We start from the raw sequence: 14,215 nt of genomic DNA, 5'->3' as shown, positions 1-14,215 counted from the left end.
AACCGGCGCGGTGCGGATGTACCATGACGAACCGTCCCGCCCATGTCCCCGGAGGCATACGATGCTCGACCGCACCGAGCCGGTTCCCGCCCCGGGTACCGCGTCGGCCCGGCGACACCCCGGCCGCATCAGCACGGCGCTCCGGTCCTCGCCCTCCCGCCTGGCGATCCTGGTCTTCGTCGTCCTGATCTTCCTGTTCACGGGGCTGTTCATGACGCCGATGGCCGCCGCGGACGGCACCACGACGCACTTCTCGGACGCCCTGTTCACGGCGGCGAGCGTGGTGTGCGTCACCGGGCTCGCGACGGTCGACATGGCGACGCACTGGTCGGTGTTCGGCAAGGTCCTCGTCGTCATCGGCACGCAGATCGGCGCGCTCGGGGTGCTGACCTTCGCGTCGATCCTCGGCCTGGTGGTGACGCGCCGACTCGGACTCCGCGCGAAGCTCATGGCCGCGGGTGACTCGAACCCGCTCCGCACCCACCACGGTGCCGTGCCGGAAGGGCAGGCCGTCCGACTCGGTGACGTCGGCACGCTGCTCCTCACCGTCGCGGTGAGCACCCTGTCGATCGAGATCGTCCTGGGCCTGCTGCTGCTGCCGAGCGTCCTGGTGACGGGGATCCCGTTCTGGTCCGCGGTGGGTGACTCGTTCTACTACGCGGCGATGGCGTTCACGAACACCGGGTTCGCGCCGAACGCCGAGGGACTCGACCCGTTCGCGCACGACTACTGGTTCCTCAGCCTGCTCATGGTCGGGGTCGTCGCCGGGTCGATCGGGTTCCCGGTGATCCGCACCCTGACGAAGCAGCTGCGCTCCCCCAGGCGGTGGCCGATCCACGTCAAGCTCACGCTGGTGACGAGCGGCGTCCTGCTGCTCGGCGGTGCGGTGACCTACATCGCGCTCGAGGCGTCGAACCCCGCCACGTTCGGGCGGGAGGGCGCCGGCCGGACTGCCTTCCAGGCGCTCTTCCTGTCGACGATGACGCGGTCCGGTGGGTTCTCGCTCGTGGACTTCGACGAGCTGCACGGGTCGAGCCTGCTGGTCACCGACATGCTCATGTTCATCGGTGGCGGCTCCGCCTCCACCGCCGGCGGCATCAAGGTCACCACGCTCGCCGTGCTGTTCCTGGCGGCCGTCGCGGAGGCCCGTGGCCGGCAGAGCATGGAGGCGTTCGGCCGGCGGATCCCCAGTGACGTCCTCCGCGTCGCCGTGGCGATCGTGCTGTGGGGTGCCACCATCGTCGCGATCGCCACCGTCGTGCTGCTGCAGATCACGCACGAGCCGCTCGACCGCGTCCTGTTCGAGGTGATCTCGGCGTTCGCCACGTGCGGGCTGTCGTCCGGCGTCTCGTCGGCCCTGCCGGACTCCGGCAAGTACGTGCTCGCCGCCACGATGTTCCTCGGCCGGGTCGGTACAGTGACCATCGCCGCCGCGCTCGCAGCCAGTCAGAGCCGGCAGCTGTTCCGCCGTCCCGAGGAGAGGCCGATCGTTGGCTGACCGAAACCGCACGCACCACCAGCAGGGCCCCGTCAGCCACGACGCCCCGGTGCTGGTCATCGGACTCGGCCGCTTCGGTGCCGCCACCGCCGGGCAGCTCGAACGTCAGGGCCGCGACGTCCTGGTGGTCGACACCGACGCCGCGCTGGTGCAGAAGTGGTCGGACCGGGTCACGCACGCGGTGCAGGCCGACGCGACCGACATGGACGCGCTCCGGCAGATCGGCGCGCAGGACTTCGCGATCGCCGTCGTGGGCACCGGCTCCGACCTCGAGTCGAGCGTCCTGATCACCGCGAACCTCGTCGACCTCGGCGTGCCGCAGATCTGGGCGAAGGCGATCAGCCGCTCGCACGGCACGATCCTCAGCCGCATCGGCGCGAACCACGTGGTCTACCCGGAGCGCGAGGCCGGCGAACGGACAGCACACCTGGTGTCCGGCCGGATGCTCGACTTCATCGAGTTCGACGACGACTTCGCCGTGGTCAAGATGTTCCCGCCGCGGGCCGTCCGCGGCCGGGACCTGGCGACGACGGTGATCCGCACGCGCTTCGGCCTGACGGTGCTCGGCATCAAGCCACCCGGGCAGGCGTTCGTGCCGGCGACCCCGGACAGTGTGATCGGCGAGGACGACGTCATCATCGTGTCCGGCACCGAGACCGACCTCGAACGCTTCGCCGCACTCGAGTAGATCCGGTTGCCGGTTCGCGGGCCCGCCCGCTCAGAGCCGGGACAGCTCCTCGGCCCGGGCGATGGCGGCCCGCGCTGCCCGCTCGAGCGTCTCCGCCAGGTCGGCGTCCTGCAGCACGGCGACCGCGCGCTCGGTGGTCCCCTTCGGGCTCGTCACGGCGCGTCGGAGGTCCGCCGGCTCGCTGCCGGACCGGGCCAGGAGTTCGACCGCGCCCCGGACGGTGCCCTGCACCATGGTCCGCGCCTGCTCGTGCGTGAACCCGAGCGCCTCGGCGGCCTGCTGCCACTGTTCGACGAGCAGGAAGACGTACGCGGGGCCGGAGCCGGACACCGCGGACAGGGCGTCGAGCTGGGACTCCGGCACCTCGATGACCTCGCCCGAGACGGCGAACACCTGCGACGCCAGCGCGGTGGCGTCAGCGTCCGCCGATGCCCCGGCGCTGATTCCGGTGACCCCGAGGCCGACCCCGATCGGGGTGTTCGGCAGCGCCCGGACCACACGGACCCCCGCGGGCACGTGCGCCTGCATCGTCTCCGTCGTCACCCCGACGGCGACGCTGACGACGACCGTGTCCGGCGCCAGGTCCTCGGCGACCTCGTCGAGCAGGTCGACGATGCCGAACGGCTTCACCCCGAGGACGACGAGTCCGGCGCCCCGGACGGCCGCCCGGTTGGCGTCCGCGTCGGTCTCGGTCGCGGTGGCGTGGAGCCCGGTGGCACGGTGTGCCGCCGCCGAGGACTCGGAGCGGGTGGTCACGACGACCGTGTCGGGCGCCACGCCGGACGCCAGGAGGCCCTGCAGGACCGCGCCGGACATGGAACCGACGCCGAGCATGGCGACGCGGGGCAGTTCGAAGGTCATGGCCTCCAACCTAGCGACGACCGGCCGCCTAGGATCGTGGTCCAGGTCGGGTGAGAGAAGGGGTCGGACAGCCACATGAGCGCTTCCGGAGGGACGAAGGCGATCTTCGCCGCACTCGGTGCGAACATCGGGATCGCGGTCGTGAAGTTCATCGCGGCGGCGATCAGCGGATCCGCGTCGATGCTCGCCGAAGGGGTGCACTCCCTGGCGGACTCCGCGAACCAGCTGCTCCTGCTGCTCGGTGGCCGGAAGGCGAAGAAGGCCGCGGACGAGGAGCACCCGTTCGGCCACGGCCGCGAGCGCTACGTGTCCGCCTTCGTGGTCTCGATCGTGCTGTTCTCGGTCGGCGGCGTGTTCTCGCTCTACGAGGGCATCGAGAAGTTCAGCCACCCGCACCCGCTCGACAACTGGTGGCTGCCGGTGGTGGTGCTCGTCATCGCGATCGGGCTCGAGGGGTTCTCGCTCCGCACCGCCCTCAAGGAGGCCGCTCCGCAGAAGGGCGGGCAGTCCTGGATCCAGTTCGTCCGTCGCGCCAAGGCCCCGGAGCTGCCCGTCGTGATGCTCGAGGACACCGCGGCCCTGATCGGCCTGGTGTTCGCGCTGTTCGGCGTCGGCCTGACCGCGATCACCGGCAACGGGGTGTTCGACGCGATCGGCACGGTGCTCATCGCGGTGCTGCTCATCGCCGTGGCGCTCGTGCTCGGTGTCGAGACGAAGAGCCTGCTCGTCGGCGAGGGCGCGGGCTCCGGCGACGTCGAACGGATCAAGCAGGCCGTGCTCGACGGCCCCGAGGTCGACTCGATCATCCACCTCAAGACCCTCTACCTCGGGCCCGACGAACTGATGGTCGGCGTGAAGGTCGCCGTCGACGGCGACCGGCGACTCGGTGACGTGGCCGCCGGCATCGACACCGTCGAGCAGCGGATCCGCACGGCCGTCCCGATCGCCCGGGTCATCTACATCGAGCCCGACGTCCGCCACGACGGCCCGCAGCCGACGACCGAGGCGATCGTCCTGCGCGCCGCCGACTGAGGGAGACGCCTCGGGCTCGCTCTGGGGTCAGCGCCGCTCGGCGAAGAACGTGTCGAGGACGGCCGCGCAGTCGTCCTCGAGCACGCCGGCGACCACCTCGGCCCGGTGCGGCAGCCGGCGGTCCCGCGCGATGTCGTAGACGCTGCCGCTCGCCCCGGCCTTCGGGTCCCAGGCACCGAACACGATCCGCGGGACGCGTGCCGCCAGGGCTGCGCCGGCACACATCGGGCACGGCTCGAGCGTGACGACCAGGGTGTGCTCGGCCAGGTGCCAGTCCCCGGTGACGGCCGCGGCGGCGCGGAGCGCGAGGACCTCGGCGTGCGCGGTCGGGTCCTGGCGGGCCTGGCGTTCGTTCCGTCCGACCGCAACCACCGCACCGGAGGCGTCGAGGACCACGGCCCCGACCGGGACGTCGCCGGTGGCGAGACACGCGCGGGCCTCGGCCAGGGCGCGTTCCATCGCGGGGACGAAGGGGCGGTGCGCCGGGTGGTCCACGGGTGCTCCGATCGTCCGGTGGGACCGCGACCGACGGGAGGGGTGCGGCACGGTACGCTCGACCCTATGCGAGTCCACGTCGCCGACCACCCGCTCATCACCCACAAGCTCTCGGTGCTCCGCGACCGGACCACTCCCTCCCCCACGTTCCGTGCCCTGACGGAGGAGCTCGTCACGCTCCTGGCGTACGAGGCCACGCGCAACGTCCGGGTGACGGCCACGCCGATCACCACCCCGGTCGCGCAGACGATGGGCGTCGCGATCGCGAAGCCCCGCCCGCTGGTCGTGCCGATCCTCCGTGCCGGCCTCGGCATGCTCGAGGGCATGGTCAAGCTGGTCCCGACGGCCGAGGTCGGGTTCCTCGGCATGGCCCGCAACGAGGTCACGTTCGAGCCGCAGACCTACGCCGAGCGGCTGCCGGACGACCTGTCGAACCGACAGTGCTTCGTGCTCGACCCGATGCTCGCGACCGGTGGCACGCTCGCCGCGGCCATCGACTTCCTCTTCGCCCGGGGCGCCGTCGACGTCACCTGCGTCTGCATCCTCGGTGCTCCCGAGGGCCTCGCCGCGCTCGAGGCGGCCGTCGGCGACCGTGACGTGACCATCGTCCTGGGTGCGCTCGACGAGCGCCTCGACGAGAACGGCTACATCGTGCCGGGTCTCGGCGACGCCGGCGACCGGCTCTACGGCCTGGCCGAGTAGCCACCGCACCACGCCCCGGACGGGAGGCTGCCCACCGGACCGGTGGGGAGCCTCCCGTCCGTCGTCCGGCACTGTCCGCATCCGTCGACCGTCCGTGCGGACGGTTGACACGGCGTTGGTATACCGCGGATACTCCTTCCATGACTGCAACCGTGTCCACTCGCGCCCTCCACGAGGCCTCGGGGACCGTCGGCACGATGATGCCGACCACGGCGGTCATGCGTTGTCGAATGTGTGCCTGATCGGTACCCGTTCCAGCCGGATCCCCCGCGACACCACCCCCGTCGCGCGCGTGTGATCCCTCGGTGACGACCCCGTCGACGACGCGCACCACCGTCACGAGGTCGGACCCCGCTCCCCCGGATCAGCCCCGGTCCCCCGCGGACCGCAGGGCCACCCGGCGACCGCCGCCGCAGCCACTGCTGCGTGGACGGTCACCGACACCACCGCCGATCCGGGCCGACGCATTCGACACCGGCCGCTGCACCACCGCACTGCACGGCCCCTGCACCACCCGGAGACCGCACCATGTCGCTCACCATCGCCCAGCCCCGCACCACCACGACGCTCCGCACCGCCGCGCCGGCCGCCACCGACCTCGGCAGCGTGACCCCGATCCGCGGACGCCGCCCCGCCGTCCTGCCGGCGCAGCCCGCCCGCCCGGTCGCCGACCGCTCCGCCGTGCCGACCAGCCCGGCCGTCGCCCCGCCCCGCAACCGCGCCCTGCCGGAGGGCACGGAGGCCCGTGGGTTCGCCCTGTACGTCGGCCTCGACGAGGCCACCGCGGCCGCCGCCGGCACGACGCTGGCCGCCGTCGTCGAGCAGCTGAAGGCCCTGACCACCCAGCTCGTGCCCGGCGCCGAGACCTACGCGGCCGTCGCCGTCGCGGCCGAGGGGTCCGGCGGGCGTGACGTCGACGTGGTGCGCCTGGCCCTGCAGGACCGTTCGGCGGTCGCGGCACGCAAGCAGACCGAGAAGCCCGAGCCGGAGGAGACCGGGGTCGTCATCGACATCTCCCGGAAGCGCGTCGTGCTGGACGGCGAAGCGGCCCCGCTGACCTTCAAGGAGTTCGAGCTCCTGCAGTTCCTGGTCCTCCGCGAGGGCCGCACGGTCGACCGGTCGGCGATCATCGAGGGCCTGTGGTCCGACGGTGAGGACGAGACCCCGAACGAGCGCACCATCGACGTGCACGTGCGACGCCTCCGGTCGAAGCTCGGCGCGTTCGAGGAGATCGTCCGGACCGTCCGCGGTGTGGGCTACCGGTTCGACCGGCACGCCGACGTCTCGGTCCGCTACGCCTCCACCCCCTCGCCCGACCTCTTCTGAAACTGCTCTCGTGCGCCGATCGGACAACTCGCAGGATTCGACGGCGAGGCGCCCTTCCCCGGCGTTACCGCACCGTTATACAGTCGGTCGTGCAGACGGTGTTTGCTGTGGCACCGGCTGTGGAATGTGATTGCAGGAATCTCTTGGTGCAAGGGAGCGGGCCGGTCGTCCACCAGGACGGCCGGCCCGCATTCTGTGTCCGACCCCGTCGGTAGGGTGGTGGTCCACCAGACGGAGGGAAACACCCGTGAGCGATCACCGCACGGAGAAGGCCACCGCGGTCGCGGCATGGGAGTCGCTGTTCCGCGCCCAGGTCACCGTGATGCGGAACCTCAACACCGAGTTCCCGTCCGCCGAGATCTCGTTCAACGAGTACGACGTGTGCTTCAACCTGTCGACGCAGCCCGGCCGTCGCTGCCGCATGCGTGATCTGACCGGTCACCTGCTGCTCACCCAGCCGAGTGTCAGCCGACTGGTGGACCGGCTCGCCGCCAAGGGCATCGTCGAGAAGCAGCCCGACCCGACGGACGCCCGCGGGGTCATCGTCGCCCTCACCCCGCACGGCTTCGACGTGTACCGCACGGTCGCGGTGCAGCACGCCTCCACCATCGCGGCCCAGGTCGGCGCCGGGCTCGACGACGCCGAACTCCGGACGCTCACCGAGCTGTGCACGAAGCTGCGGGTCGGCGCTGCGGCGACCACCCCGACCCGTCGGTCCGTCGGGGCCCCGGCATGAGCGGCTCCCTCGTCTGGCTGCGGGACGACCTGCGCATCGCCGACAACCCGGCACTCCGCTCCGCCACCGACCGCGACGGCCCGGTCACGATCGTGTACGTCCTCGACGAGCAGAGCGACGGCATCCGCCCGTTCGGCGCGGCCGCACGCTGGTGGCTGCACCAGTCCCTGAGCGCGCTCGACGCGGACCTCCGCGAGTACGGCTCGCGACTGGTCCTGCGACGGGGTCCGGCGGCCGAGGTCGTCCCCGCCCTCGTGCAGGAGTCCGGCGCCGACGCCGTGTTCTGGAACCGGCGGTACGGCCTGGTGGAGCGTGAGCTCGACACGGGTATCAAGGCCGGCCTCATCGCGAGCGGTGTCGAGGCCCACAGCGCGGCGGCGAACCTGCTCTGGGAACCGTGGACGGTCCTCAGCGGCAAGGGCGAGCCGTTCAAGGTCTTCACCCCGTTCTGGCGTGCGGCGCAGGCGATGCCCGAACCCCGGCACCCCTGGCCCGAGCCGGACACCATCGCGGCACCGCCGGACGTGCACTCGGACACGCTCGACGACTGGGGCCTGCTGCCGACGACACCGGACTGGGCGGGCGGCATGCGCTACGCCTGGACGCCCGGCGAGCACGGCGCGTCGGACCGCCTCGAGCGATTCGTCGACGAAGCCCTCGCCGACTACGAGCAGCGTGACGAACCGGCCCAGGCCGCGACGAGCAGCCTGTCCCCGCACCTGCGCTGGGGCGAGATCAGCCCGTACCAGGTCTGGCACCGGATGCACGAGACGCTCGAGCCGGACCAGCGCCGCGCTGCCCCGGCGTTCCTCCGGCAACTCGCCTGGCGGGAGTTCAACTGGAACGAGTACTTCCACTGCGACGACATCGCGCGGACCAACGTCCGGCGCGAGTTCGACGCGTTCCCCTGGCGCGACGCCGACGAGTCGGAGCTCGACCGCTGGCGGCACGGCACGACCGGCTTCGACCTGGTCGATGCCGGCATGCGGGAGCTCTGGCACACCGGCGCCATGCACAACCGGGTCCGTCTGGCCACGGCGAGCTTCCTGGTGAAGAACATGCTCGTGGACTGGCGCATCGGCGAGCAGTGGTTCTGGGACACCCTGGTCGATGCCGACGCGGCCAACAACGCGGCGAACTGGCAGTGGGTCGCGGGCTCGGGCTTCGACGCGGCGCCGTACTTCCGCGTGTTCAACCCGGACCGGCAGCTCGAGCGGTTCGACCCGCACCGGGAGTACGTCCGCCGCTGGGTGCCCGCCGACGAGGAGCGTGCGGAACCGATGGTCGACCTCAAGGCCACCCGGCAACGTGCACTCGACGCCTACGCCGAGATGCGGCGCGCATGACCCGGCCGTCCGCCGCGGTGATCGACGCGGTCGACGCCCTGCACCGGCAGCGCGTCGCCGACGGCATCGCCCCGAGCAGCGTCTGGGGCGTGTTCGACCGGGACGGACTCGTCGCCTCCGGCGGCGCCGGCGACCGTGGGGACGGCAGCGCGCCGGACGCGGACACCGTGTACCGGATCGCCTCGTGCACGAAGAGCGTCACGGCGACCACGCTCCTGGGCCTCGTCGGCGACGGGCTGCTCTCGCTCGACGCCCCGGTCACCGACTTCGTGCCGGCGTTCCGGTCCGTGGCCCTGCCGACCGCGGACTCCCCCGTCCCCACCGTCCGGATGCTCCTGACGATGTCCGCGGGCTTCCCGACCGACGACCCGTGGGGTGACCGGCAGGAGAGCATCTCCGACGACGAGCTCGACGCCGTCCTGCGTGCCGGGCTGCTCTTCGACTCGGTGCCGGGCACACGCTTCGCCTACTCGAACCTCGGGTACGCGCTGCTCGGCCGGGTGGTCGCCGTCGTCGCCGGTGTGCCGTTCACCACCGTCGCCCACGAACGGGTCCTGGGTCCGCTCGGGCTCGACGACACCGTGTTCGCCGCGTCGGACGCGCGCGGACACGTCGTCACCGGGTTCCGCCGACACGGCTCGGAGTGGGAAGCCCTGACCACGCCCGGTCCCGGGGCGTTCTCGCCGATCGGTGGGCTCTTCTCCACCGTGCGGGACCTGGCCCGGTGGGGGTCCTGGCTCGCGGGGGCCTTCGACGGCACCACGCCGCCGTTCCCGGAGCGCGTCGCGGCCGCCCGCGGGCCCCTCGGCACGGCCGAGCGCCGCGCCATGCAGCAGGCGATGCGGATGGTGCCGCCCGAGTCCCTGCCCGGGTCGACCCGCTCGACCGGGTACGGCTTCGGGCTGTTCGTCGAGCACGACCCCGTCGTCGGGTCGATCGTGTCGCACTCCGGCGGCTACCCGGGGTTCTCGGCGCACATGCGCTGGTCGGTGTCGACCGGCATCGGTGTCGTCGCCTTCGAGAACGCTACGCAGGCGAAGGTCTCGGTGGCGGCCACGCGGGCGCACGACCTGGTCCTCGCCGACGTCCGGTCGACCGGCGGCACGTCGACGGGTGCCGGGGCCCAGACGTCAGCGCAGACGTCAGTGCAGACATCGGCGCAGACGTCGGCGCAGACGTCTGCGGTGCTGCCGGAGACGCGGGCGGCGCAGGGTGCCGTGCAGCGCCTCCTGGCCGACTGGGACGACGACCGGGCCGCGGTGATCTGCACGCCGAACGTGCCGATGGACGTCCCCTGGGACCGTCGGCGTGCGGCCCTCGCGGCCGCGGTCGCCGCGGTCGGTGCCGACCTCGCCGCGGCCCCCGTCGCCGAGGAGTCGACCACCCCGACGCACCTGCGGTGGTGGCTGCCCGGGGAGCACGGACGCCTGCGCGTCGAGATCCGCCTCGCGCCGCTGGCCGTCGGCCTGGTGCAGACGCTGACCGTGCGGGCGGAGCCGACCCCCGCCTGACCGCGACCGGAGGACCGGCCCGCCGGACATGCGTCGGCGGACACGAGTCGGCGGGCACGAGGCGGCCTGCCCTGCGCGAGCGGTGCCGCGGCGAGCGGTGACGAAGTCATCAGGACCGTCCGGTAACATGCGACATGTCCGCTCGGTCATCGTGGCGGTCATCGTCACGAACCACCGCCTTCGGAAGAGACCATGCCACGCAAACCGGACCCGACGCTCAAGCCCGCGATCGTCTGCAAGGTCACGGACCACCTCCACCACACCCGGGTCGAGGACGTCTCCGTCCGCAGCCTGGGACGGGTCCTCGGGACGAGCGCGTACCCGATCGTGTACCACTTCGGCTCCCGCGACGGCCTCATCGACGCCGTCGTCGACCACCTCAGCCGTCCGGTCGTGTCGGTCTGCCTCGACCCGGACGCGGACGAGCGGTCACTCGCCGAGCACCTGGTCCGGGTGTTCGGTGGCCTCGACGACGCCGAGCGCTTCCTGGCGGCACGCCTGACCTTCGAGCTCGGCTCGGTCGAGTGCCTGTCCGGCCACGAGCGGCACCGCCGGGTGCACCGCACCCACGTGGACGCTCTCGCCGCGTGGTGCCGCGCCCACGGAGCCGACGACGCCACGGCGCTCCGCGCGGCGCAGGCGGCCGTCCTCGCGGCGCGGGGAGCGCAGTGGGGCGCGGTCCTCGACGGCGACGTGGCCCAGACCGACGTGGTCCTCCGCGGGGTCGCCCGGCGCCTCGCGGCCGAGGTCGGCGCCGGCGTCGCCGCACGCTGACCGCGGTCCGCGGTCCGCGGTCCGCGGTCCGCGGTCCGCGGGACAGCCCGCACGACGGCTCGCGGCACCGCACGGCACAGCACGACACGACACGAAACGACACGACCGCACCACGGAACGACGGGAGGCCCGGTACCGACTGGTACCGGGCCTCCCGTTCCGTCAGGTGGTCGCCTCAGCGACCCGCGTCAGGGACGCTCAGAGCGTGACGAAGCTCTGCGACTTGGCGTTCTCGAAACGCGCGGCGACGTTCTCCCAGTCGACGATGTTCCACACGGCCTTGACGTAGTCCGCCTTGACGTTGAGGTAGTCGAGGTAGAAGGCGTGCTCCCACATGTCGAGCATGAAGATCGGGACGAGACCGAACGGGATGTTGCCCTGCTGGTCGAACAGCTGGAAGGTGGTGAGCTTCTGGCCCACGACGTCCCAGGCCAGGACGGACCAGCCGGAGCCCTGGATGCCGTTGGCGACCGCGGCGAACTGGGCCTGGAACTTCTCGAACGAGCCGAAGAACTCGTCGATGGCCGCGGCGAGCTCGCCCTCGGGGACCTTGGTGTCCGGGCCGAGGTTGGTCCAGAAGATCGAGTGGTTCACGTGGCCACCGAGGTGGAACGCGAGGTCCTTCTCGAGCTTGTTGATCGCACCGAAGTTGCCGGACTCGCGGGCCTCGCCGAGCTGCTGCAGGGCGGTGTTGGCACCGGTGACGTACGCCTGGTGGTGCTTGTCGTGGTGCAGCTGCATGATCTTGCCGCTGATGTGCGGCTCGAGGGCGGCGTAGTCGTACGGGAGCTCGGGCAGGGTGTACTCAGCCATGGGCGGTCCTTTCGATCGGTGGTGTGGGGTGCGGGGCTCCGCGGCTCACGAGAGCCGGGAACGATCGGTCAGGGAGTGGAATTCCCGGTTGTGGTAGACCAGCGGCTCGCCCCGGTCGAGCCCGACGACGATGTCGAGCACCTCGGCGACGACGACGGTCGAGCTGCCGATGGGCGTGGTCGAGAGCGGTCGGCAGCGCAGGGCGCTGGCGGCGTCGGGCAGGTACCGGTCACCCGAGGGCAGGCGTCCCCAGATCGGGTCGTCGGCGGCGGGGCTGCCGGTGGAGGCGAAGCGCTTGGCGAGGGCGACACCGCGGGCGTCCATCAGGTGCACGACGAAGGTCGGCGCGCCGAGGACGACGCCGGCGGACCCGGAGTTGGTGGACAGCGAGAACACCAGGACGGGCGGGTCGACCGCGACCGAGGCGACGCTCGACGCGGTGAGACCGGTGGGGCCGTCCGGGCCCTCGGCGGTGATCACGGCGACGCCGGCGGGGTGGCCCCGGAAGGCCTCCTTGTACGCGGCGGCGATGTCGGCCGTGCTGGCGTCGACCGTGGGCGGGACGGCAGGGGTGCCGGGCTGGGGGACGTCGACCGGGGCGGCGTCGGGCATGTCAGTCGTGGTCGTTCCTCGTTCGTGGGTGCGGCCGCGGTCGTCGCGGCCACCTCCCAACGTAGGACCTGGGACCGGGTGCCGGTCCACGATTCACAGGATCGGTGCACCTCCGGGCGTGCCGTGGTGCCGGCGGCGCGGCGCTCGCGGTGCCCGCCGCACGGCTCCCGCGGGGCCCGCAGCACTGCCGCCGCAGCGCCCGGGTCAGCGGGTCCACTCGGGGTCAGCGCCGCCGCAACATCACGACGGCACCCGCCGCCGCGACGACCATGAGCGCCGCCGCGACACCCGCCGTCGTCGTGACCCCGGAGTCGAACGCGGCACGCGCGGACTCCAGGAGCGCCTGACCCGCCGACCCGCCGAGCTGCGTCGCCGCGGTGACGGCACCGCCGAGGGTCTCCCCCGCGGCGGTGTGCGCCGTCGAGGACAGCCCGTCCGGGACGACGACGTGCGCTCGGTAGGCCGTGGCCAGGATCGTCCCGAGCACGGCGGTGCCGAGGACGGCACCGATCTCGTACGCGGTCTCCGAGATCGCCGAGGCGGCACCGGACTTGTGGGCCGGAGCGGTCGAGATGATGAGGTCGTTCGTGACCGTCTCGGACGCGCCGATGCCGATGCCGAGCAGCACGAACGCGAACGCCAGCGCGGCGATCGAGGCGTGGTGGCCGAGCACGGCGACGAGGGCGTACGCGGCGGCCGAGAAGAGCAGCGACACGGACACGACCCAGCGCGGTGCGACCCGGGCGACGACCGGCACGACGGCGAGGCCGGCGATGATCGTCAGGACCGCACCGGGGATGAGCACCACACCGCTGGCGAACGGGTCGAGGCCGGCGACGAGCTGCAGGTGCTGGGCGATGAAGAACAGGAACCCGGTGAGCGAGAACATCGCGGCCATGTTCATCAGCACGCTGCCGGTGAAGGCGGTGCTGCGGAACAGGCGCATGTCGAGCATCGGCGTGCGGGAGCGCAGCTGGCGGCGGACGAACGCGATGCCGCAGAGCACCCCGACGGCGACCATCGCGATCGCGAGGCCGCGCTCCTCCGGGTGGACGAGGGACTTGATCGCCCAGACCGTGGGGGCGAGGGCACCGAGGGACAGCAGCATGCTCGGGACGTCGACGGGCCCGGGCTCCGGGTCGCGGGACTCCGGCACGCAGAACGGCACGGCGACGAGCATCACGACGAGGATCGGCACCGCGACGAGGAAGACGCTGCCCCAGTGGAAGTGGGCGAGTAGGACGCCGCCGACCAGCGGGCCGAGGGCGTTGCCGGCGGCGAACATCGTCGACCAGACCGCGAGTGCCAGGCGCCGTTCACCGGCGTCGGGGAACACGTTGCGGATGATCGACAGCGTCGCGGGCATGAGCATCGCCCCGAAGACACCCATCACGAGGCGGGCCGCGACGAGCATCCAGGCCTCGGTGGCGAAGGCGGCCGCGGCGGACAGCAGCGCGAACCCGGTCGCGCCGATGACCAGGATCCGACGCCGGCCGATGCGGTCCCCGATGCTGCCCATCACGACGAGCAGGCCGGCGAGGACGAGCGGGTACGCGTCGACCATCCAGAGCTGGGTGGTGGCGTCGGGGTGCAGGGCGCGCGAGATCGAGGGCAGCGCGAAGCTCAGGACGGTGTTGTCGACCGAGATGAGCAGCACCGGCAGCATGAGCACCGCGAGCGCGGCGAACCGGGAGCCACGGCTGGCGGTGATCCGGGTGGCGACGGGGCTGGTGAGCAGGGCGGACATGGCGGACTCCAGGACTTCGAGCGTGTCGCGCCGTCGGCCGCGAGGGGCTGAGCGCAGACGAGACGGGACGCGGA

Annotated in this window: 14 protein-coding genes; 9 read left to right on the top strand and 5 right to left on the bottom strand. The window is 72.2% G+C overall.

What is annotated here, in order from left to right:
- The first annotated feature begins 61 nt into the window (after positions 1 to 61).
- Both JOD51_RS05235 and JOD51_RS05230 read left to right on the top strand, forming a co-directional pair.
- Entirely contained in the window at positions 62 to 1,498 is a 1,437-nt protein-coding gene (locus JOD51_RS05235) for a TrkH family potassium uptake protein (protein ID WP_204607330.1), read from the top strand.
- Positions 1,491 to 2,186, top strand: a complete 696-nt coding sequence (locus JOD51_RS05230) for a potassium channel family protein (RefSeq protein ID WP_204607329.1) — start codon at positions 1,491 to 1,493, stop codon at positions 2,184 to 2,186. The genes JOD51_RS05235 and JOD51_RS05230 overlap by 8 nt, the downstream gene beginning before the upstream one ends.
- 30 nt (positions 2,187 to 2,216) lie before the next feature.
- Here the strand turns inward: JOD51_RS05230 and proC are convergent, their stop codons facing one another.
- Positions 2,217 to 3,047 carry a pyrroline-5-carboxylate reductase gene (gene proC / locus JOD51_RS05225; protein WP_204607328.1) on the bottom strand — a complete coding sequence of 277 codons (831 nt, stop codon included), beginning with the start codon at positions 3,045 to 3,047 and terminating at the stop codon, positions 2,217 to 2,219.
- Between the two features lie 75 nt (positions 3,048 to 3,122).
- Here proC and JOD51_RS05220 point away from each other — a divergent pair, with 75 nt between their 5' ends.
- Positions 3,123 to 4,079: a cation diffusion facilitator family transporter gene (locus JOD51_RS05220; RefSeq protein WP_204607327.1), complete on the top strand. Its 957-nt coding sequence runs from the start codon at positions 3,123 to 3,125 to the stop codon at positions 4,077 to 4,079.
- Positions 4,080 to 4,106: 27 nt separating this feature from the next.
- On the opposite strand, the gene JOD51_RS05215 is transcribed toward JOD51_RS05220, so the two are convergent.
- Entirely contained in the window at positions 4,107 to 4,538 is a 432-nt protein-coding gene (locus JOD51_RS05215) for a nucleoside deaminase (protein WP_204610858.1), read from the bottom strand.
- A 102-nt stretch (positions 4,539 to 4,640) separates the two neighbouring features.
- Between JOD51_RS05215 and upp the strand changes: the two genes are divergently transcribed.
- The 6 genes from upp to JOD51_RS05185 all read left to right on the top strand — a co-directional run bounded on the left by upp (position 4,641) and on the right by JOD51_RS05185 (position 10,969).
- A complete protein-coding gene (gene upp, locus JOD51_RS05210) occupies positions 4,641 to 5,276 on the top strand; it encodes a uracil phosphoribosyltransferase (protein WP_111074383.1) in 636 nt (211 codons plus the stop codon).
- A 528-nt stretch (positions 5,277 to 5,804) separates the two neighbouring features.
- Positions 5,805 to 6,602, top strand: a complete 798-nt coding sequence (locus JOD51_RS05205; RefSeq protein ID WP_204607326.1) for a winged helix-turn-helix domain-containing protein — start codon at positions 5,805 to 5,807, stop codon at positions 6,600 to 6,602.
- Between the two features lie 247 nt (positions 6,603 to 6,849).
- Positions 6,850 to 7,338 (top strand): MarR family winged helix-turn-helix transcriptional regulator, encoded by a 489-nt coding sequence (locus JOD51_RS05200; protein WP_258376664.1) that lies wholly within the window; start codon positions 6,850 to 6,852, stop codon positions 7,336 to 7,338.
- The gene (locus tag JOD51_RS05195) at positions 7,335 to 8,684 is read left to right on the top strand and encodes a cryptochrome/photolyase family protein (RefSeq protein ID WP_204607325.1); all 1,350 of its coding nucleotides are present in this window, start codon (positions 7,335 to 7,337) and stop codon (positions 8,682 to 8,684) included. The genes JOD51_RS05200 and JOD51_RS05195 overlap by 4 nt, the downstream gene beginning before the upstream one ends.
- Positions 8,681 to 10,195, top strand: a complete 1,515-nt coding sequence (locus tag JOD51_RS05190) for a serine hydrolase domain-containing protein (RefSeq protein WP_204607324.1) — start codon at positions 8,681 to 8,683, stop codon at positions 10,193 to 10,195. The genes JOD51_RS05195 and JOD51_RS05190 overlap by 4 nt, the downstream gene beginning before the upstream one ends.
- A gap of 192 nt (positions 10,196 to 10,387) precedes the next feature.
- The gene (locus tag JOD51_RS05185) at positions 10,388 to 10,969 is read left to right on the top strand and encodes a TetR/AcrR family transcriptional regulator (protein WP_204607323.1); all 582 of its coding nucleotides are present in this window, start codon (positions 10,388 to 10,390) and stop codon (positions 10,967 to 10,969) included.
- A gap of 198 nt (positions 10,970 to 11,167) precedes the next feature.
- Here the strand turns inward: JOD51_RS05185 and JOD51_RS05180 are convergent, their stop codons facing one another.
- The 3 genes from JOD51_RS05180 to JOD51_RS05170 all read right to left on the bottom strand — a co-directional run bounded on the left by JOD51_RS05180 (position 11,168) and on the right by JOD51_RS05170 (position 14,141).
- Positions 11,168 to 11,782 (bottom strand): superoxide dismutase, encoded by a 615-nt coding sequence (locus tag JOD51_RS05180; protein ID WP_204607322.1) that lies wholly within the window; start codon positions 11,780 to 11,782, stop codon positions 11,168 to 11,170.
- Between the two features lie 45 nt (positions 11,783 to 11,827).
- On the bottom strand, positions 11,828 to 12,394 hold the full coding sequence (locus JOD51_RS05175) for a flavin reductase family protein (RefSeq protein WP_239539781.1): 567 nt from the start codon (positions 12,392 to 12,394) through the stop codon (positions 11,828 to 11,830).
- Positions 12,395 to 12,617: 223 nt separating this feature from the next.
- Positions 12,618 to 14,141, bottom strand: a complete 1,524-nt coding sequence (locus tag JOD51_RS05170) for an MFS transporter (protein WP_204607321.1) — start codon at positions 14,139 to 14,141, stop codon at positions 12,618 to 12,620.
- Positions 14,142 to 14,215: the final 74 nt, after the last annotated feature.

It is taken from the genome of Curtobacterium herbarum (assembly GCF_016907335.1).
Taxonomy (GTDB): Bacteria; Actinomycetota; Actinomycetes; order Actinomycetales; family Microbacteriaceae; genus Curtobacterium; species Curtobacterium herbarum.
This window is presented reverse-complemented; position numbering and strand designations above follow the sequence as displayed.